Annotated in this window: 19 protein-coding genes and 1 pseudogene; 7 read left to right on the forward strand and 13 right to left on the reverse strand. The window is 71.2% G+C overall.

Going from position 1 to position 19650, the window contains the following annotated elements; translation table 11 throughout:
- The first annotated feature begins 41 nt into the window (after positions 1-41).
- Positions 42-862, forward strand: a pseudogene (locus SAVERM_RS29805) (EI24 domain-containing protein).
- On the opposite strand, the gene SAVERM_RS29810 reads toward SAVERM_RS29805, so the two are convergent.
- From SAVERM_RS29810 to SAVERM_RS29820, 3 genes are all read right to left on the reverse strand, one after another.
- Positions 833-2164, reverse strand: coding sequence for a pyroglutamyl-peptidase I (locus SAVERM_RS29810; RefSeq protein ID WP_010987183.1), 1332 nt, complete (start codon positions 2162-2164; stop codon positions 833-835). The pseudogene SAVERM_RS29805 and the gene SAVERM_RS29810 overlap by 30 nt on opposite strands.
- 297 nt (positions 2165-2461) lie before the next feature.
- Positions 2462-3442: an aldose epimerase family protein gene (locus SAVERM_RS29815; RefSeq protein ID WP_010987184.1), complete on the reverse strand. Its 981-nt coding sequence runs from the start codon at positions 3440-3442 to the stop codon at positions 2462-2464.
- A gap of 27 nt (positions 3443-3469) precedes the next feature.
- Positions 3470-4372 (reverse strand): SGNH/GDSL hydrolase family protein, encoded by a 903-nt coding sequence (locus SAVERM_RS29820; protein WP_010987185.1) that lies wholly within the window; start codon positions 4370-4372, stop codon positions 3470-3472.
- 194 nt (positions 4373-4566) lie between these two features.
- Between SAVERM_RS29820 and SAVERM_RS29825 the strand changes: the two genes are divergently transcribed.
- Positions 4567-5061 carry a DUF3145 domain-containing protein gene (locus SAVERM_RS29825; protein WP_010987186.1) on the forward strand — a complete coding sequence of 165 codons (495 nt, stop codon included), beginning with the start codon at positions 4567-4569 and terminating at the stop codon, positions 5059-5061.
- 75 nt (positions 5062-5136) lie between these two features.
- Here the strand turns inward: SAVERM_RS29825 and fabF are convergent, their stop codons facing one another.
- The 5 genes from fabF to SAVERM_RS29850 all read right to left on the reverse strand — a co-directional run bounded on the left by fabF (position 5137) and on the right by SAVERM_RS29850 (position 10125).
- On the reverse strand, positions 5137-6408 hold the full coding sequence (fabF, locus tag SAVERM_RS29830) for a beta-ketoacyl-ACP synthase II (protein ID WP_010987187.1): 1272 nt from the start codon (positions 6406-6408) through the stop codon (positions 5137-5139).
- Between the two features lie 82 nt (positions 6409-6490).
- Entirely contained in the window at positions 6491-6739 is a 249-nt protein-coding gene (locus SAVERM_RS29835; protein ID WP_010987188.1) for an acyl carrier protein, read from the reverse strand.
- 70 nt (positions 6740-6809) lie between these two features.
- Positions 6810-7877 carry a ketoacyl-ACP synthase III gene (locus tag SAVERM_RS29840; RefSeq protein ID WP_010987189.1) on the reverse strand — a complete coding sequence of 356 codons (1068 nt, stop codon included), beginning with the start codon at positions 7875-7877 and terminating at the stop codon, positions 6810-6812.
- Positions 7878-7879: 2 nt separating this feature from the next.
- Positions 7880-8830: an ACP S-malonyltransferase gene (locus SAVERM_RS29845; protein WP_010987190.1), complete on the reverse strand. Its 951-nt coding sequence runs from the start codon at positions 8828-8830 to the stop codon at positions 7880-7882.
- An 89-nt stretch (positions 8831-8919) separates the two neighbouring features.
- On the reverse strand, positions 8920-10125 hold the full coding sequence (locus SAVERM_RS29850; protein ID WP_010987191.1) for a PucR family transcriptional regulator: 1206 nt from the start codon (positions 10123-10125) through the stop codon (positions 8920-8922).
- A gap of 82 nt (positions 10126-10207) precedes the next feature.
- Here SAVERM_RS29850 and SAVERM_RS29855 point away from each other — a divergent pair, with 82 nt between their 5' ends.
- A complete protein-coding gene (locus tag SAVERM_RS29855) occupies positions 10208-10861 on the forward strand; it encodes a pirin family protein (protein ID WP_010987192.1) in 654 nt (217 codons plus the stop codon).
- Positions 10862-10894: 33 nt separating this feature from the next.
- On the opposite strand, the gene SAVERM_RS29860 is transcribed toward SAVERM_RS29855, so the two are convergent.
- Positions 10895-11725 carry a serine hydrolase domain-containing protein gene (locus SAVERM_RS29860; protein WP_010987193.1) on the reverse strand — a complete coding sequence of 277 codons (831 nt, stop codon included), beginning with the start codon at positions 11723-11725 and terminating at the stop codon, positions 10895-10897.
- A gap of 156 nt (positions 11726-11881) precedes the next feature.
- On the opposite strand from SAVERM_RS29860, the gene SAVERM_RS29865 reads away from it, so the two are divergent.
- Positions 11882-12364, forward strand: coding sequence for a MerR family transcriptional regulator (locus tag SAVERM_RS29865; protein WP_010987194.1), 483 nt, complete (start codon positions 11882-11884; stop codon positions 12362-12364).
- Positions 12361-13377 (forward strand): aldo/keto reductase, encoded by a 1017-nt coding sequence (locus tag SAVERM_RS29870; protein WP_010987195.1) that lies wholly within the window; start codon positions 12361-12363, stop codon positions 13375-13377. Before SAVERM_RS29865 ends, SAVERM_RS29870 begins: the two co-directional genes overlap by 4 nt.
- 47 nt (positions 13378-13424) lie before the next feature.
- Here SAVERM_RS29870 and SAVERM_RS29875 read toward each other — a convergent pair whose 3' ends face one another.
- The 3 genes from SAVERM_RS29875 to SAVERM_RS29885 all read right to left on the reverse strand — a co-directional run bounded on the left by SAVERM_RS29875 (position 13425) and on the right by SAVERM_RS29885 (position 16427).
- Entirely contained in the window at positions 13425-14288 is an 864-nt protein-coding gene (locus tag SAVERM_RS29875; protein WP_010987196.1) for a DUF4429 domain-containing protein, read from the reverse strand.
- A 75-nt stretch (positions 14289-14363) separates the two neighbouring features.
- The gene (locus tag SAVERM_RS29880; protein ID WP_010987197.1) at positions 14364-15572 is read right to left on the reverse strand and encodes an alpha/beta hydrolase; all 1209 of its coding nucleotides are present in this window, start codon (positions 15570-15572) and stop codon (positions 14364-14366) included.
- A 174-nt stretch (positions 15573-15746) separates the two neighbouring features.
- Positions 15747-16427, reverse strand: coding sequence for a TetR/AcrR family transcriptional regulator (locus SAVERM_RS29885; protein WP_010987198.1), 681 nt, complete (start codon positions 16425-16427; stop codon positions 15747-15749).
- Between the two features lie 115 nt (positions 16428-16542).
- On the opposite strand from SAVERM_RS29885, the gene SAVERM_RS29890 reads away from it, so the two are divergent.
- Both SAVERM_RS29890 and SAVERM_RS29895 read left to right on the forward strand, forming a co-directional pair.
- Positions 16543-18165 (forward strand): MFS transporter, encoded by a 1623-nt coding sequence (locus SAVERM_RS29890; RefSeq protein ID WP_010987199.1) that lies wholly within the window; start codon positions 16543-16545, stop codon positions 18163-18165.
- 243 nt (positions 18166-18408) lie between these two features.
- Positions 18409-18717: a hypothetical protein gene (locus tag SAVERM_RS29895; protein WP_037645534.1), complete on the forward strand. Its 309-nt coding sequence runs from the start codon at positions 18409-18411 to the stop codon at positions 18715-18717.
- 110 nt (positions 18718-18827) lie between these two features.
- Here SAVERM_RS29895 and SAVERM_RS29900 read toward each other — a convergent pair whose 3' ends face one another.
- Positions 18828-19571 carry a potassium channel family protein gene (locus SAVERM_RS29900; protein ID WP_037645539.1) on the reverse strand — a complete coding sequence of 248 codons (744 nt, stop codon included), beginning with the start codon at positions 19569-19571 and terminating at the stop codon, positions 18828-18830.
- Positions 19572-19650: the final 79 nt, after the last annotated feature.

Genomic DNA, 19650 nt, shown 5'->3' on the forward strand with positions numbered 1-19650 from the left:
CGGCTTAGCCAAAGCGGGACGGCTTGGCTAAAGTTCGCCCCATGCGTGATCTTGGGGCGGGATTCGGCTATCTCCTGAAGGGCCAGCGTTGGGTGGCCCGGCACGGCAAGCAGTACGGTTTCGGGCTGCTGCCCGGCCTGATAACCCTGGTGCTCTACGCCGCCGCCCTCGTCGCCCTGGCCTTCTGGGGCGAGGACTTCGTCGCCTGGGCCACGCCCTTCGCCGACGACTGGTCCAGCCCCTGGCAGGGCCTGTTCCGCGGCTTCCTCACCGTCGTCCTGTTCGCCCTCTCCCTCCTCCTGTCCGTCCTCACCTTCACGGCGGTCACGCTCCTCGTCGGCCAGCCCTTCTACGAGAGCCTCTCCGAGAAGGTCGACCAGGACGTGTCCCCGGACGGCACGGCCCCCGAGTCCGGCCTCCCGCTCTGGCGCGAGCTGTGGATCTCGGCACGGGACAGCCTCCGGATCGTCGTACGGGCCGTGCTGTGGGGCATCCTCCTCTTCGCCCTCGGCTTCATCCCGTTCGTCGGCCAGACCGTCGTCCCCGTGATCGGCTTCTTCGTCACCGGCTTCTTCCTGACGGAGGAGCTGACGGCGGTGGCACTCCAGCGCCGCAGCGTCCAGCTCCGCGAGCGCCTCGCCCTGCTCCGCTCCCGCAAGCTCCTGGTCTGGGGCTTCGGCACCCCCCTGGGCCTGGCCTTCCTGGTCCCCTTCGTCGCCGTGTTCCTGATGCCGGGAGCGGTCGCGGCGCCACCCTGATGGCCCGCGAACTCCTCGGCGAGGACACGGAAAGGGAGAACGAAGGGGACACCGAAGAGGAAGCGGAACCGGGCTCAGCCTCGCGCGCGCTCCGTCGCGACTGAGTCCGTTCCGACCGGGTCCGTTCCGACCGGGTCCGTCGCGACCGAGCCGGCCCCGACCGAGTCCGCCGCGACGGTCAGGATCGACCGCACCTGCCCGATGATGTCCAGCCTGTTCCGGATGAACTCCGGGTCCGTGACCGTCCCGGTCGCCGGGTCCGTGTTGCCCGTGCCGAACTCCAGCACCGGGGTGTGGACATGGCCGCCGGGGAGACTGTCGTGCAGGCCGAGCCGGTCGCGCAGGAGCGTCGCGCGGTAGGCGATCTCGTTGGAGAGGTAGTTCCCGCCGCCCCCGGCGCGGGCCGTGGAGCCCGGGGTCGGCCCGTCGGGGCGCACGACCTCCGCCGTGCCACCCGCCGGGATCTCGGTCACGCTCGTGTTGTCGTACACGGGGAAACGGCCGGTGTCCGCGGCCACGATCGCCCGGTACGGCAGCGTCGTCGTCGTCCACTGCGGCTGCGAGGCCGGGTCGGTGACCGGGACGGTCTCGGTCCTGCCGATGGTGTCGTTGTCCGGGAAGCCGCCCCGCCAGGCCCCGTTGGTCCGCTCGACGTCGAAGCGGCCCACCCGGCCCTGGCTCACCGTCGTGAACAGATCGACCCGGGGCAGCTGCGGCCGCAGCGCCCGCTCCACCGTGCCGTCGGCGAAGTCCTGCCAGCGCACCGGGAAGACGGCGGTCTCGATGCGCGCCGGGCCGTCCGCCGTCTCGATCGTCGTGCCGTCGAGGGCGAGCGCGGTGGCGCCTGACGGGTTGGAGATACGGATGTCACGGTCGAGCGTGAACGGGTCGAAGCCGGTGACCAGGATCCGCTTCACACCCCTGCCGTGCGGGTAGCGGACGGCGTTCTGACCGCGTGAGGACACCTCCAGTCCGGAAAGCAGCCGGGCACGCTGGGTGTCCGACAGGGCGAACTCCGGCTCCCAGAGGCGTACCTCACGTGTCATCCCGAGGCGGGCCCAGTACAGCGGCCGGTCGTCGTCCCGGCTCAGGTCGCCGCCCGCCGGCCCCCGCCCCTGCGCCCGGTCGACGGCCCGCTGCCACAGCCGGGACCCCTGCTGTACGACGATCCGCCGGGCCTGCGCGTACGAGTGCGCCGAGCCGAGCGCCCGCGCGAAGCCCGGTGCCACGGAGTCGAAACCGGAACGCCGCAGGATCTCCTGGGGTACGGCCTTGTCGAGGCGCCGCTCCTCGACGGTCGTCGTGGGAGCCGCGTCCGCGGTCGCGGTCCCCGGGGTCACGAGCCCCGTCAGCAGGGCCAGCAGTGCCAGTGGGGGGATGCCGATCCGAACACGTATGGAGGTCAAGGGAGTTCAGGCCTTCCGTCGCCGTGGGGTGCTGCCGGACGGCGGCAGTATCGCGTGACGGAAGTGGCGTGCGCCATTGCCTGTGACGTACTCGGGCCCCTCGCGGGTGACGAGCGGACGAGCGTGTGGCCACATGTGAAGGGTTCGTACGAGATTCAGCCGAGCCGCCCGATCGGAGTCCGCCGGCCCACCGCGACGATTAACGTCTGATCCGGGACAAGTCTCCCCCCAGAGCAGCCCCGGTCCGGAACCTGACATCCGGACCGGGGCTCGTCCCTCTTCACGACCGGACAGGCCCTAGTCGCGCACCCCGAACCCGTACACCGTCTCCGACCGGAACACCTCGCCCGGGCGCAGCTGGGTCGTCGGGAAGTCCGGGTGGTTCGGGGAGTCGGGGAAGTGCTGGGTCTCCAGGGCGATGCCGTCGCCCGGGGCGAAGGGGACGGACGCGTCGAGGTGGTCCGCGGTGTAGAGCTGGAGGCCCGGTTCCGTGGTCGCCACGGTCAGGACCCGGCCCGAGGAGGGATCGTGCAGTTCCGCGACCGGCTCGGGAGCCCGCGTCACCCCCTTGTCCAGGGCGAAGTTGTGGTCGTACCCCGAGCCCGCCTTCCGCGGCCGCCGGAAGTCGAAGCGCGTGCCGGACACGTCGTCGAACGCGCCGCTGGGGATGAGGTTCCCGTCCACCGGCGTCAGCCGGGACGCGGCGATCCGCAGCGCGTGACCGCCCGCGTTCCCCGAACCCGCCAGGTTCCAGTACGAGTGGTTCGTCAGGTTCACCACCGTCGGCGCGTCCGTGACCGCCTCGTACGCGATCCGCAGCGCGGCGTCCGCGCCGAGGGTGTACGTCACGGAGATCTCCAGACGGCCCGGGAAGCCCTCCTCACCGTCCGGGCTCACCCGGGACAGCCGTACGCCGTGCTCGACCGGCTCCGCCTCCCACACGCGCTTGTCGAAGCCGCGCTCGCCACCGTGCAGGGAGTTGGGCCCGTTGTTCCGCGCCAGCCGGTACTCGCGGCCGTCGAGCGAGAAGCGGCCGCCCGCGATCCGGTTCGCGTACCGCCCGACCAGCGCCCCGAAGTACGGCTCCGGATGCGCCAGATAGCCGTCGAGACCGTCGAAGCCCAGCACCACGTCCGCCGTACGGCCGTCCCGGTCCGGAACCTCGGCCGACTGCACGATCCCGCCGTACGACAGGACCCGCACCCGCACGCCGCCCCGCTCCAGCGTCCACCGACGGACCGCCGCGCCGTCGAGAAGTGTGCCGAAAAGTTCACTCATGTTCGAACTTTAGGACACGGTCGCGGCCTAGGACACGGCACGCCTCGCCGTGATGGTGCGGTACGCGATCGCGGCGAGCTGCGCCTGACCGTTCTTGCTCGGGTGGAACCAGTCCCAGTGGCTCAGCTGCGCCGTGCCGAAGCGGTAGTCGAAGACCGCGCCCCCGTCGAAGCGGCAGCGCCGGTCCTTGGCGCACACGTCCTTCAGGACCGCGTTGTACGCCTCCACCCGGGCCTGCACCTTGTCGCGCCGCTTGGTCGCCGTCGCGTCCACCACGTCCGCGTCGCTCAGCATCGACGGGCAGATGCCCAGCTTCCACACCTGCTTGCCGAGCGCACTGGTGCGGCCCTGGGACCACAGCCGCTTCAGATTCGGCACGCTCGACATGTACACCTGCGTCTTGGGCAGCGCCTGACGCACCGTCGCCATCGCGTCCTCGAGGTCGGCGCGGAAGTCCGCCACGGAGGTCATCGCCGAGGCGGACGCCCGGCACGCGTCATTGGCGCCCACCATCACCGTCACCAGCTCCGGCTTCCTGGCCACCGCCCGCTCCATCTGCTCGGGCAGATCCGCCATACGCGCACCGGTCGCCGCGTAGTTCCAGCTGCGCTCGGCCGCCCCGACCGGCCCCAGCAGCCGCACGGCGAGACTGTCGACGTCGGCGTCACTGCCCGTCGCCCACGACACCTCGGGGCAGTCGGACAGCACCGCGCAGGCGTCGAAACCGCGGGTGATGGAGTCCCCGACAGCGGCGAGGGACGCCGGGCTGCGGTCCCAGACGGGCGTGGGCTTCGGGGACGGACGGCCCTTCGTGCCGGTGCTGTGCGCACCGCTCGCGTCACCGCCGACCGCGTCACAGCCGGCCCCGCCCAGCAGAACCGCCGCCACGGTGGCGAGGACAGCCCATGACCGATGGCCTCGGTTCCGCATCCCTGGTCCCCCTCGTTCAGTTGAACATACTCGGTCAGCCGCACGTCCCCATGGGTGAAACCTCGCTGTTTCGCGGCGCTGGGACCGACGGTACGTCACACTCCTTGCGCCGCCACGCGATAGCCTCGCTTCGTGGCAGCTCCGCCACTGCCGTTCCGCTAAGTTACAAGATGTCCTGCTCTGTGGAGGCCCCGGTGACGACACGTGGAGTTCTGTACGTGCACTCCGCGCCGCGTGCGCTGTGCCCGCACGTCGAGTGGGCCGTCGCGAGCGTGCTCGGTACGCGCGTCAGCCTCGACTGGATCCGGCAGCCCGCCGCCCCCGGCACCTGGAGATCCGAGTTCTCCTGGCAGGGTGAGGCCGGCACGGCCTCCAAGCTGGCCTCGGCGCTGCGCGGCTGGCAGCTGCTGCGCTTCGAGGTCACCGCGGAACCCTGCCCGACCGCCGAGGGCGAGCGCTACAGCTGCACCCCCGACCTGGGCATCTTCCACGCGGTCACCGGCATCCACGGCGACATCCTGATCCCCGAGGACCGGCTGCGCGCCGCCCTGGTCCGCTCCCAGCGCGGCGAGACGGACCTGGAGGCCGAACTCTCCAAGCTCCTCGGCAAGCCCTGGGACGACGAACTGGAGCCCTTCCGGTACGCCGGCGAAGGCGCCCCGGTCCGCTGGCTGCACCAGGTCGTCTGACACCTCGGCGACCCCCGCACGCACGAAGGGCCCCCACCAGCCGGTGGGGGCCCTTCACGCTCGTACGGCCGGAACTCAGACCGTCCGGAACGCCAGCACCACGTTGTGCCCGCCGAAGCCGAACGAGTCGTTCAGCGCGGCGATGCGGCCCTCGACGGGGAGCTTGCGCGCCTCGCCGCGGACGATGTCGGCGTTGGCCTCGGCCTCGGGGTCGAGGTTGTCGACGTTGATGGTCGGCGGCGCCACCCGGTGGTACAGGGCGAGCACCGAGGCGACCGACTCGACACCGCCGGCGCCGCCGAGGAGGTGACCGGTCATCGACTTGGTGGCGGAGACCGCGAAGTGGTCGGCGTCGTCGCCGAACACCTTGCGCAGCGCCTTCAGTTCGGCGACGTCACCGGCCGGCGTCGAGGTGGCGTGCGCGTTGACGTGCACGATCTCGGCGGGGTTCAGGTCGGTGCTGTCGAGCAGGTTCTGCAGGGCGTGCGAGATGCCCCGGCCCTCGGGCTCCGGCTGCACGATGTCGTGGCTGTCGGCGGAGATGCCCTGGCCGACCGCCTCCGCGTACACGCGGGCACCGCGCTTCGCGGCGTGCTCGGCCGACTCCAGCACGATGACGCCGGCGCCCTCGCCGAGGACGAAGCCGTCCCGGGCGACGTCGTAGGGACGCGAGGCGCCCTGCGGGTCGTCGTTGTTCTTGGACATCGCCATCATGTTGCCGAACGCGGCGATGGGCAGCGGGTGGATCGCCGCCTCCGTACCACCGGCGACGACGACGTCGGCGCGCCCGGTGCGGATCATCTCGATCGCGTAGCCGATGGCCTCGGCGCCCGACGCGCAGGCGGAGACCGGGGTGTGCACACCGGCGCGGGCGCCCACGGCGAGGCCCACGTTGGCGGACGGGCCGTTCGGCATCAGCATCGGCACGGTGTGCGGGGAGACACGGCGTACGCCCTTCTCCTTCAGCACGTCGTACTGGTCGAGCAGAGTCGTCACACCACCGATGCCGGAGGCGATCACGGTGCCGAGGCGGTCCGGGTCGACGGCCGGGTCGGCGCCCGCCTTGTCGGTGAAACCGGCATCCGCCCAGGCCTCCTTGGCCGCGATCAGCGCGAACTGCGCCGAGCGGTCGAGGCGGCGGGCCTGCGGACGGGGAATGACCTCGCCGGGCTCCACGGCGATCTGTGCTGCGATGCGGACCGCCTGCTCGGCGGCCCACTCCTGCTCCAGGGGACGGACACCGGAACGTCCGGCGACCAGGCCCTCCCAGGTAGAGGCTACGTCGCCACCCAGCGGTGTGGTTGCGCCGATACCGGTGACGACCACGGTGCGATTGGTCGGGCTCACGGGAATTCTTTCTCCAACGGATACGAGGATTCAGCGGCGCCACCGCCGGGTGGCGGGGCAGTCAGCCCAGGTGATCGGAAGATCAGGCCTGGTGCTTGAGGATGTAGTCGGCGGCGTCACCGACGGTCTTGAGGTTCTTGACGTCCTCGTCGGGGATCTTGACGTCGAAGCGCTCTTCGGCGGCGACGACGACCTCGACCATGGACAGCGAGTCGACGTCCAGGTCGTCGGTGAAGGACTTGTCCAGCTGGACGTCCTCGGTGGGGATCCCGGCGATCTCGTTCACGATCTCGGCGAGACCTTCGACGATCTCTTCCTGAGTGGCGGCCATGAGGCGCTCCTTCGGTGTGTTTCCAGAGGGTGTGGCGGTACTCCGGCCGGAAAAGATCCGGACGGTGTGCCTAGGGGAGGGTAACGACCGTGGCGGCGTAGACGAGCCCCGCCCCGAATCCGATGACGAGCGCGGTGTCGCCGCTCTTCGCCTCGCCGGTCGCCAGAAGCCGCTCCATAGCGAGCGGAATCGAGGCGGCCGAGGTGTTACCGGTGGTGCGCACATCACGGGCGACCGTGACGTGCTCCGGCAGTTTGAGAGTCTTCACCATCGAGTCGATGATCCGCTCGTTCGCCTGGTGCGGGATGAAGACGTCCAGGTCGTCCGAGGTGATTCCGGCCGCGTCCAGCGCCTGCTGAGCGACCTTCGCCATCTCGAACACGGCCCAGCGGAACACCGCCTGGCCCTCCTGCGTGATCGCAGGGAACTTGACATTGCCCTCGCTGTCGAGCGGGAGCGGGGAGACGTCGCCGGTGGGGGTGCCCCCGCTCGAGCGAAGCCGAGAGTGGGGGAGGTAACGGTCCCACGGCACGGTCTGCTTGATCGTGCCGGCCTTGTCGCCCTCGGAGCCCCAGACCGTCGGGCCGATGTGCGGCTCCTCGGAGGGGCCCACCACGACCGCGCCCGCGCCGTCGCCGAACAGGAAGGCCGTCGCGCGGTCCTCCAGGTCGGTCAGGTCGGACAGCCGCTCCACGCCGATGACGAGGACGTACTCCGCGGAGCCCTCGACGACCATGCCCTTGGCGAGGGTCAGTCCGTAGCCGAAGCCCGCGCAGCCCGCCGAGATGTCGAAGGCGGCCGCCTTGTTCGTGCCGAGCTTGTCCGCGATCTCGGTGGCGATGGCCGGGGTCTGGCTGAAGTGCGAGACGGTGGAGACGACGACCGCGCCGATCTGCGAGGCGGTGATCCCGGCGTCGGCGATCGCCTTGCCGGACGCCTCGATCGACATCGCGGCGACGGTCTCCTCGTCGGAGGCCCAGTGCCGGGTCTCGATGCCGGAGCGCGAGCGGATCCACTCGTCGGAGGAGTCGATCTTCTCCAGGATCACGTCGTTGGGCACGACCCGGACCGGACGGTAGCCGCCGACGCCCAGAATGCGCGCGTACGGGGCGCCCTTCCTTGCCTTGATCTTCGACATGCTCAGGCTCCTTCTCGGACGCCCGCCGGTACAGCGGCGGACGTCACCGCCTCGGCGATGAGCTCGCGAGCGGCGTCGAGGTCGTCGGGGGTCTTCAGCGCGAGGGTCTTCACGCCCGGCATCGCGCGCTTGGCGAGGCCGGTCAGGGTGCCGCCGGGGCACACCTCGACGAGCGTCGTCACGCCCAGCTTCTTGAAGGTCTCCATGCACAGGTCCCAACGGACCGGGTTGGCGACCTGGCCGACCAGGCGGGACAGGATCTCGGCGCCGGTGGCGACCTCCTGGCCGTCCTTGTTGGAGACGTACGAGACCACCGGGTCGGCGGGCGTGAGGGCTTCGGCGGCCCGCGCCAGCGCGTCGACCGCGGGCGCCATGTGAGGCGTGTGGAACGCGCCCGCGACCTTCAGCGCGATGACCTTGCGGACGCCCTCGGGCTTCTCCGCCTCCAGGGCGGCGAGCTGCTCCAGGGTGCCGGCGGCCACGATCTGGCCCGCGCCGTTCACGTTCGCCGGGGTGAGACCGAGCTTCTCCAGATGCGGAATCGTCGTCTCGGGGTCCCCGCCGAGCAGGGCCGCCATCCCGGTCGGCGTGAGCGAGGCGGCCTCGGCCATCGCGAGACCCCGCGTGCGGACGAGCGTCAGCGCGGCGGTGTCGTCGATGACGCCCGCGAAGGTGGCGGCGGTGATCTCACCGACGCTGTGACCCGCGACGGCACCGGGCGCGACGTCACCGAGCGCCGAGGCCGAGAGGATCCCCGCCGCGACGAGCAGCGGCTGGGCCACGGACGTGTCGCGGATCGCGTCCGCGTCGGCCTGCGTGCCGTAGTGGGCAAGGTCCAGCCCGATGGCGTCCGACCAGGCGGCGACGCGGTCGGCGGCGCCGGGGAGTTCGAGCCAAGGAGTCAGGAAGCCGGGCGTCTGAGCGCCCTGGCCGGGAGCGACGAGTACGAGCACTCTCACACTCTCTCTTGGGGACGGCCACGGCCGCCCGTGAGGACAGGGACGAAGAACGGCAGGGGGTTTTGTGGAGCCCCGACAAAAACCTACGTCTGGGGATCTCCACCGGCCAAGCGCCCCAGGATGAGCGCGATCCGCAACGTGAACGCGGAGCGTACATCCGAGGGCGACCAACCGGTGACGTCAGTCACACGTCGAAGCCGGTAGCGCACGGTGTTGGGGTGAACGAAGAGCATACGGGCCGCGCCCTCGAGGCTGCTCGCCTGCTCGAGGTAGACACTGAGCGTTTCGAGCAGCGCGGAGCCGGCCTCCTCGAGCGGTCTGTAGATCTCCTCCACCAGCTGCTCGCGCGCGCTCGGGTCTCCGGCGATCGCGCGCTCCGGGAGCAGATCGTCCGCCAGTACCGGGCGCGGGGCGTCCTGCCAGGCGAAACACGCCTTCAGCCCGGCTGCGGCGGCCTGCGCGGACCGGGTCGCGGCGAGCAGGTCGGGCACGACGGGCCCCGCCACCACGGCGCCTGCCGCGTACGGGCCGATCAGCGACTTGGCGACGGCGAGCGGATTGTCGCTGCCGCCGGCGATCACGACGAGCCGGTTGCCGAGGACGCCGGTGAGGACCTGGAGCTTGGCGTGCCGGGCGGCCCGCCGGATCGCCTCCACCGTCAGCTCGCTGTCGCCCTCGGGTGCCGTGCCGAGCACCACGCAGACATGGTCGGGAGAGTTCCAGCCGAGCGCGGCGGCCCGGGACACGGCGCCCTCGTCGGCCTCCCCGGACAGGACGGCGTTCACCACCAGCGACTCGAGCCGCGCGTCCCAGGCGCCCCGTGCCTCCGCGGCCTGGGCGTACACCTGGGCGGTGGCGAAGGCGATCTCGCGGGCGTACACGAGCAGCGCCTCACGCAGCACGGACTCGTCGCCGGGCGCCGCGACCTCGTCGATCGCGGACTCCATGACCTCGATCGTCGTACGCACCATCTCCACGGTCTGGCGCAGGGTGATCGCCCTGGTCAGTTCGCGGGGCGCGGTGCCGAAGACGTCGGTCGAGATGGCCTGCGGGGTGTCCGGGTGCCGGAACCACTCGGTGAAGGCGGCGATACCGGCCTGGGCCACCAGGCCGATCCAGGAACGGTTCTCCGGGGGCATCGCCCGGTACCACGGCAGCGTCTCGTCCATGCGCGTGATGGCCTGCGCGGCGAGGCTTCCGGACGATTTCTCCAGCCGCTTCAGGGTCGCGGCATGGGAGTGGGCGTCGCGTGCTGCGGGCTCGGGACTGCTGGATTGGGGTTCGGGCACGTGGACAAGACTGCCTTATCGGGACGTGACCGTGCGGCGGCGGGTCCCTCGGCCGCGGCCCCGCAGGTCTACCGTGGTGGCTGTGACGGACGTACGGCGCGCCGGCGAGCGCTATCGCGGAGGGGACCCGGCGGCCGGGATCTCCTCCCTCCACGCCTTCTCCTTCGGCCCGCACTACGATCCGGACAATCTCCGCTTCGGCGCGGTGATCGCCTGCAACGAGGAGCGGCTCGCCCCGGGCGCGGGCTTCGACGAACATCCGCACAGCCACACGGAGATCGTCACGTGGGTGGTCGAGGGCGTGCTGACCCACCGCGACTCCACGGGCCACGAGTCGCTGGTCCGCCCCGGCGACGTGCAGCGGCTCAGCTCGGCCGGCGGCGTCCGTCACGTGGAGCGCAACGACGGCCCGGACCCGCTGACCTTCGTCCAGATGTGGCTGGCCCCGCTGGAGCCCGGCGGCGAGGCGTCCTACGAGGTGGTCCACGGCATCGCGGACTCCACCCCGTACGCGGTCCCGGAGGCGGCGGCGATGCTCCACGTGCGCCGGCTGTCGGCGGGGGAACGCACGGCCGTCCCGGACGCGGCGTCCGTGTACGTCCATGTCGTCCGCGGCGAAGTGCGCCTGGACGGCGAGGAGTTGAGGCCGGGTGACGCGGCCCGGATCACGGCCGCGAAGGACCTGGAGGCGGAGGCGGTGACGGCGGCGGAGCTGCTGCTGTGGGAGATGGCCTAGCGGCCGGAGCGTGGGCCGGGGGCGGCCCACGGTTCAGGCCCGGCCGGCCCGGAGCTCGGTCAGTACCGCGTCCGTGAACGGGGTCCACGCCTCGGCGGCCCACGGTCCGAACGCGCGGTCCGTCAGCGCGGCGCACGCGACCCGGGCGACCGGGTCGATCCACAGGAACGTACCCGACTGCCCGAAGTGCCCGAAGGTCCCCGGCGAGGAGGAAGTCCCCGTCCAGTGCGGCGACTTGGCGTCACGGATCTCGAAGCCGAGGCCCCAGTCGTTGGGGTTCTGGTGGCCGTAGCCCGGCAGGACGCCCTTCGTGCCTGGGTACTGCACGGTCATCGCCTCCGCGACCGTACGGGGGTCGAGCAGGCGCGGCGCCTGGACCTCGGCCGCGAAGCGCACCAGGTCGGCGACCGTGGAGACGCCGTCCCTGGCCGGTGAGCCGTCGAGCGAGGTCCGCGTCATGCCCAGCGGCTCGAGGACCGCCTGGCGCAGATACTCCGCGAACGGGATGTCCGTCGCCTTGGCGATGTGGTCGCCGAGCACCTCGAACCCCGCGTTGGAGTACAGCCGCCGCTCCCCGGGCGCCGACGTCACCCGGTGCTCGTCGAAGGCGAGACCGGAGGTGTGCGCGAGCAGATGGCGGACCGTCGAGCCGGGGGGCCCGGCCGGCTCGTCCAGCTCCACCGCCCCCTCCTCGTACGCGACGAGCACCGCGTACGCGGCGAGCGGCTTGGTGACCGAGGCCAGCGGGAAGCGGTGGTCGACCGGCCCGTGCGCGGCGAGCACGGTACCGTCCGCCCGGACGACGGCCGCGGCGGCGGTGGAAACGGGCCAGTTCTCGATCAGCGCCAGGCTCTGCAGGGACATGGGTACGAGCCTAAGTGGCGGACAGGGGCGGCCGCATCGAGGGGTCGGGCTCGCCACCCATGATCCGCACGGTCCTCGGCCGGGCCGCGGGCAGTCTCCGCCTTTTCCACGGATTCGCTTGCTTAGAGTGCACTCCAAGGTTTTAGCGTTGAGGTCATGACGGTGATGGAGAGCACGGCCGAGGCAGCGGGGACCGGCACCACGACCGATGTCTGTGCCGCGCCGCCCCAGCGGCACCGCCGCCCCGACGGCCAGGACAGCTACACGATCAGCGAGGTCGTCGCCTTCACCGGCCTGACGGCGCACACCCTGCGCTGGTACGAGCGGATCGGCCTGATGCCCCACATCGACCGCTCGCACACCGGCCAGCGCCGCTACAGCAACCGCGACCTCGACTGGCTCGCCTTCGTCGGCAAGCTCCGGCTCACCGGCATGCCGGTCGCCGACATGGTGCGGTACGCGGAAATGGTGCGCGAGGGAGACGGCACCTACACCCAGCGCTACGAGATCCTCGAATCGACGCGCCGGGACGTCCTGGCCCGGATCGCCGAACTCCAGGACACGCTCGCGGTACTCGACCACAAGATCAGTTTCTACGCGGACGCAGGGCGCGCCCTGACGTCGGAGAGGTCCCGATGACGGACAGCAGGATCGCCACGGCCCAGCTCGGAACCGACGGCCCCACGGTCGGTGTGCAGGGCCTTGGCTGCATGGGCATGAGCTTCGCGTACGGCCCCGCGGACGCCGGGGAGTCGCGGGCCACCCTGGAGCGGGCCCTGGAGCTCGGTGTCACGTTCTACGACACCGCGGACGCGTACGGCGCCGGTGAGAACGAGAAGTTCCTGTCCCCGTTCTTCAAGGCGCACCGCGACGAGGTCGTCATCGCGACGAAGTTCGCCCTGTCGATCCCGCCGGGCGAGCCGACGAAGCGGGTCATACGCAACGACCGGCCGTACATCCGCCAGGCCGTCGAGGCGAGCCTGAAGCGCCTGGACGTCGATGTGATCGACCTCTATTACATGCACCGCCGCGATGTGAACGTCCCGATCGAGGAGACCGTCGGGGCCATGGCCGAGCTGGTGCGCGAGGGCAAGGTCAAGCACCTGGGGCTGAGCGAGGTCACCGGCGGCGAGCTGCGGACCGCGCAGGCCGTGCACCCGATCGCCGCGGTGCAGTCGGAGTGGTCGCTGTTCAGCCGCGACATCGAGGCCGGCGTGGTCCCGGCCGCCCGGGAGCTCGGCGTGGCCCTGGTGCCGTACTCACCGCTCGGCCGCGGTTTCCTCACCGGGTCCTTCGCGAACGCGGAGAAGGACCTGACCGCGGACGACTTCCGGCGTCTTCAGCCCCGCTTCACGGGCGACAACGCGGCGGCGAACGCGGCGCTGCTGGAGCCGGTACGCGCGGTCGCGAAGGCCCATGACGCCTCGCTCGGACAGATCGCCCTGGCCTGGGTGCAGCAGCAGGGGGCGGTGCACGGTCTGCCGGTCGTACCGATCCCGGGCACGAGCAAGCGCGCCCGGGTCGAGGAGAACGCGACGGCGACCCGGATCGTGCTCACGGAGGAGGAGCTGGGGCTCCTGGAGCCGATCGCCGCCAAGGTGGCGGGCGACCGCTACGCGGACATGACGTTCACGTCGGCGGGCCGGGAGTAGCGGAACGGGCCCCGGCAGGAGCGGTCTCCCCGCTCGCCGGCGGCCCGCTACAACTCCGCCAGCAACTCCGCCTTCTTCGTGGCGAACTCGCTGTCCGTGACCAGCCCGGCGCGGTGTAATTCACCGAGGTGACGAATGCGCTCGGCGATGTCGGCCGGATCGCGCCGCGGCACCGAGGCGAGCGCCGGCGCCCCGCCTCCGGCGGAGCGCACCGCCGCCAGCACCGCCGCGGCGAACGGCAGCGACTCGTGGACGGGCCCGTACCCGAGCCCGAACACGACCGCGGCCGGGTCCTGGTCGGGCTGCCCCGGCTGATCCGGCTTCGCCCCGGCCGGCTCGCGGGGCAGCAGCCGCAGATGGCCCTCGAACACCTCGGGGGAGCGCCACTCGACCCCGCTGAGGCCGGTGACCGGGAAGTTCTGGTCGCCGGCCTTCCACTTCGCCGACGAGGCCCCCGTCCACGACCAGCGGAACGACACCCGCTTACCGTCGAAGGACGCCTTCCCGTCGTACGCCTTGAACTGGAGCGGAGCCTCGGGCGGCGCCACCAGATACCGCTCGGCGGGGGTGTCGTCGTCGGCGAGCCGCGCGCGCAGTTCGTCGGCGTAGTACTCGGCGAGGGTCTCGCGCTCGGCGGGCAGCACCAGCCGGTAGGGGTCACAGGTGTCCTTCAGCTGACCGGCGGCCGCCTCCATCAAGGGGTCGGCGCCCGCGCGCGGCACGGCGTGCAGGACGACCGTCCCCCGCTTCCCCGGCGTCAGTGTGACCCCCGCGATCGCCTCCAGCGGGACACGACGTTCACCGAGCGCCTGGAACAGCTTCGGCGAACGGATTCCCCGTTCGAAGCGGATGAGCACGGAGTCGGACTCGAACTCCCAGGCGGCATGAAATCCGGCCAGTACGTCACCCATGCGGCTCATCGTATGCGGCACGCGCGCCTCCGTCGCCTCCCCGGCAAACCGCAATTCCTGTTTCCTCTACGCGCGTCAGGCCGTCGCCCCGCCGGACAAACCAGCCCGGCAGACGTCATCATCGTCGGCGCAGCGCACCGAGTGATACGCGCCAACGCCGATCTCGGCGAAGTTGCGCAGGCTGTCGGTGCCCGGCTCGAAATAGCCGCCGTGTCCCTTCGCGGTCGTCGCGGACAGCAGCCGTGCCCCGAACGCCCGGGACACCGGGTCGGCGCCGTGGCCGAGGCCGCCGACCTCGAGGTGCGGCACGTCCTGGATCCAGTCGTCGGAGTCCCGCATCGCCCACACCCGGGCCGAGGTGCCCAGCCCCGAGACCTTCTCGGCACGCATGCCGGGGCTGCCCGCGACCGCGATGTCCGACACCCGCGACGGCAGCGAGCGCGCGGCGATCCCGCACAGCACGGAGCCGTAGCTGTGGCAGTACAGCGCGACCGGCGAGCGGCCGGGCAGGGCCCGCACCAGCGCGTCCAGCCGCACCGCCCCGTCCGCGGCGCGCATGGCCGTGGCCGAGTCGATGCCGAGCCCGCTGGGCGAGGTGTAGTCGGCCCAGGCGATCACGGCCGTACGCGTCGTCGGGCTCGCGGCCCGCTCGGCCCTGTACAGCGAGCGCGCCATGCCGACCGGCGCCGAGTACTTGCGGAACGTGCGCTGGAACGTGAGCAGATCGGTGTCGACGCCGGGGACGACGACCGAGATCCGCTGCGCCTTGTCCAGCTTTCCGTAGACCTCGGCGATCCGGCCCGAGCCCTCGGGATCGAAGGCGAGGATCTGCCGCTTCTTGCCCATGAGCGCTTCGAAGCGGTGCATACGGCTGCCCGCGTCCTGCTGGCCGACCGTCGAGAGCCGGTTGTCGTGCATGCGGCCGCGTTCGACCTTGCGCTGCTGGCCGAGGGCGATGTGGTTCGCCCGGTAGCGCAGCTTGACCGGCGCTCCGTTCATGTTGCCGACCGCGAGCGGATAGCGGTGGGCGAGCCGGGACCGCTGGGAGGCGTCGAGGGAGGCGAAGAAGCGGGCGATGCGGCCCGGCGCCGAGTTCGCGTCCGGCAGGTGGCGCCCGCCGATGCTGCCGTGCTGCCACGCGGAGCGCGATGCCTGGAGGGGGGTGTCCCGCCGGTGGCTGTGCACCGCGGTCCAGCCGGTGGTCGCCAGCATCACGAAGACCACGGCCAGCGCGAGCAGTGCGCGCCAGACGTTCAGTGGGGGGGAGGCGTCGAAGGAAGTCACTGGGAGGACACACTAGGAGAACGAGAGGGTCTCGCGGTAACTGAGTGAGGCGGATCACGTTTCCCGTACGGGAATTGGGACAGGGTCGCCTCAGCAGGGATCGGCGCGGCACGCCGCGTGTGTGCCGTTGAAGCCCGGTGGGTCTCCGAGTGCGGCCCCGGCGTGCGCGCGGACTCACTCCACGGGCAGTGGATCATCCGCCGGGCGCGGGGGTGCCTGCGTGCCCCACTTCTCCGCCAGTACGGGCCCCACCGCGTCGAGGTGTGCGACGGTCTGCTCGCGGATCGCCTTCACGCTGAGGTTCCCGCCCGCACCCCACAGCCGTCCGGTCACCCGGATCACCCCGCCGAAGACGGCCACCGCGACGCGTGGCCGCGGATCGGCGTCCACGTCGAGCCCCTCGCGCCCGGCGATGATGCGGGCCAGCTCCTCCTCCAGTTCGGCGGAGTGCCGCAGATGGACGGCGAGCAGCGCGGGCGTCGACTCGATCAACTGGTAGGTACGCATGTGGAGTTCGACCGGGACGACCTGCTCGATGGCCTCGCCGATGGTCTCCCAGCTCTCCAGCACCGCCCGGCGCAGCGCCTCCAGCGGGGCCTCGTGCGGCGGGCGTTCGCGCACCGCGGCGACGAAGTGCGACTCGGCGATCCGCTGGGTGAGGAAGGCGGCCTCCTCCTTGCCGGCGAAGTAGCGGAAGAAGGTGCGCTGCGAGACGTCCACGGCCTCGGCGATCTCGTCGACGGTCGTCCGCTCGTACCCCTGGGCGAGGAACAGCTCCAGGGCGGCCCGCAGCAGCGCGTCCCGGGTGCGCCGCTTCTTGCGCTCACGCAGCCCCGGCCGTGCCGCCGTGTCCATCGTTCCTCTTCTCCGAACTGGTCTTCCCTGCTCAGCCTATCCGCGGACGGCGTGACAGTTACCGACTTGTGATGTGGTTTGTCAACTGTCAGTGGCTGTCACTAGCCTCCGGTCCATGACTAGTCAGACCACCATCGACACGACGGGGCCGGGGGACAAGGCGCCGCTCGCTCCGTCGGACAAGGCGCCGGCCAAGGGGCTGCGCGGCCATCCGTGGTACACCCTCATAACCGTGGCCGTCGGAGTCATGATGGTGGCCCTCGACGGCACCATCGTGGCCATCGCCAACCCGACGATCAAGGCGGACCTGGGCGCCAGCTTCGCCGACGTCCAGTGGATCACCAACGGCTACTTCCTCGCGCTCGCGGTCACGCTGATCACCGCGGGCAAGATCGGTGACCGGTTCGGCCACCGGCAGACCTTCCTCATCGGCGTGGTCGGCTTCGCCGCGGCCTCGGGGGCCATCGGGCTGTCCGACAGCATCGCCCTGGTGATCACCTTCCGGGTGTTCCAGGGTCTGTTCGGCGCGCTGCTCATGCCGGCCGCGCTCGGCCTGCTGCGGGCCACCTTCCCGGCCGAGAAGCTGAACATGGCGATCGGCATCTGGGGCATGGTCATCGGCGCCTCGACCGCGGGCGGCCCGATCCTCGGCGGCGTGCTGGTCCAGCACGTCAGCTGGCAGTCCGTCTTCTTCATCAACGTGCCGGTCGGCGCGCTCGCGCTCGTCCTCGGTCTGCTGATCCTGCTGGACCACCGCGCCGAGAACGCCCCGCGCTCCTTCGACATCCTCGGCATCGCCCTGCTGTCCGGCGCCATGTTCTGTCTCGTCTGGGCGCTCATCAAGGCCCCGACCTGGGGCTGGGGCGACGGCAAGACCTGGGCGTTCCTGATCGCGTCCCTGGTCGGCTTCGCGCTGTTCGGGTTCTGGGAGACGCGGGTCCGCGAGCCGCTGATCCCGCTCGCCCTCTTCCGCTCGGTGCCGCTGTCGGCGGGCGTCGTCCTCATGGTCCTGATGGCGATCGCCTTCATGGGCGGGCTCTTCTTCGTGACCTTCTACCTGCAGAACGTGCACGGCATGAGCCCGGTCGACGCGGGTCTGCACCTGCTGCCGCTCACCGGCATGATGATCGTCGGCTCGCCGGTCGCGGGCATGCTCATCACCAAGACCGGCCCGCGCATCCCGCTGGCCGGCGGCATGGCGCTCACCGCGATCGCCATGTACGGCATGTCGACGCTGGAGACGGACACGAGCGGCGCGGTCATGTCGCTCTGGTTCGCCCTCCTCGGCCTCGGCCTCGCTCCTGTCATGGTCGGCGCCACCGAGGTCATCGTCGGCAACGCCCCGATGGAGCTCTCGGGTGTCGCGGGCGGTCTCCAGCAGGCCGCGATGCAGATCGGCGGCAGCCTGGGCACGGCCGTCCTCGGCGCCGTGATGGCCTCCAAGGTCGACAACGACCTCGCGGGCAACTGGGCGGACGCGAAGCTGCCGCCGCTCACCGGTGCGCAGCTGGACCAGGCCTCGGAGGCGGTCCAGGTCGGAGTGGCACCGGTGCCCAAGGGGACGCCCGCCGCGATAGCCGAGCAGATCACGGGCGTCGCCCACGACACCTTCATCTCGGGGATGAGTCTCGCGTCCCTGGTCGCCTCGGGGGTCGCCGCCGTGGCGATCCTGGTCGCGATGCTCACGAAGCGCGGCGAGAACGCGGACGCCGCGGGCGCGGGGGCCGGGCACATCTGATGCTGTGACAGGCGCGTTCCCGGTGCTGTTTCGCCTATCAGGGTGAAGTGGCTAAAGATCCCTCCCGTTCGGTACGCGCCGCAGGTCACAGTTAGTCAAGTCCTCCGTACGGCATGGTCGTAGGCGGGAGGGCGGCCGGCTGCGGCGCGCTGCCGGAGGGGGGCAGCGCGCACGCAGGTCTGTCGCGACAGAACGGGGGTACCCGCACATCGAACCCAACCGGCCGAAAGGTCCAGGGAGTTGATGATGGCGGGCTTCGGACACGGAACGCGCAGGTACCCCCGTTCACGCGGCCGGACGTGGTCGCGGACCGGGCCGGATCGCGCAACCCTCGGAATCGTGGGCCTCGTCTGCGCGATCGCCGGGTTCTTCGTGCTGGGGATCATCCTCGGCCCGGTGGCGATCGTCTGCGGCTGGCTCGGCATGGGCCGAAGCTGGGCGGGAGCCCGCCCACTCCCGGCACTGATCGCGTTGGTCCTGGGCGCGATAGACACGCTGCTGGCGGTCATCTGGCTGATCGGGATGGCCAGTCCGGGCAACGGACTTCTCTAGGCCCTGCTCCAAGGCCCTACTCCGGGACCCTGCTCCAGGGCCCTGCTCCGGTCCCGTTCCGGACCCGTCGGCGGAGGCGAGCGCATCACCCACCCCGCGGGCGGCACCGGCTAACGCGGCTGCTTCTCGGCCGCCCCGCTGAGTGCCGCCACCTCCGCCCGAAGGGCCCGCACCTCCTCCGTCAGCGCCTCGATCGCCGCCGTCTGCCGCCGCTCCTCCACGTCGTCCTTCTCGAACCGAGAGATGAACCACGTGGCGATATTGGCGGTGACGACACCGAGCAGGGCGATGCCGGAGAGCATCAGCCCGACCGCGATCATGCGCCCCAGACCGGTCGTCGGAGCATGATCTCCGTACCCGACGGTCGTCATCGTCGTGAACGACCACCACACCGCGTCGCCCAGCGTGCGGATGTTCCCGTTCGGCGAATCCCGCTCCACCGAGAGCACCGCGAGCGAGCCGAACATCAGCAGCCCGATCACCGAGCCCGCGACATACGTCGTCAGCCGGATCTGCGAGGCCATCCGCGCCCGCCGCCCCAGCAGCATCAGCGTGGAGACGAGCCGCAGCAGCCGCAGCGGCTGGAGGATCGGCAGCACCACCGCGCACAGGTCGAGCCAGTGCGTACGGACGAACTCCCGGCGCTCCGCGGTGATCGCCAGCCGTACGAGGTAGTCGGCGGCGAAAGAGCCCCACACCACCCACTCCACCGCCGTGCACACGCCGGTCAGCGAACGGCTCGCGTCGCTGTCCACGATCGGCACGGCATACGCGACGGCGAACGCCACCGCGAGCGCCAGCAGGGGCCGCTGGGTGTGCTGCTCCCAGCGGGCCTGCGCCGATTGTTCCTTCATGCCCGCATCGTAGGTGCCCAGGGCTCCCCGCAAGGGTCGCGGGGAGCCGGCTGCCCAGCCCCCCCGCGACCCGCGGACA

The organism is Streptomyces avermitilis MA-4680 = NBRC 14893 (genome assembly GCF_000009765.2).
GTDB classification, from domain to species: domain Bacteria; phylum Actinomycetota; class Actinomycetes; order Streptomycetales; family Streptomycetaceae; genus Streptomyces; species Streptomyces avermitilis.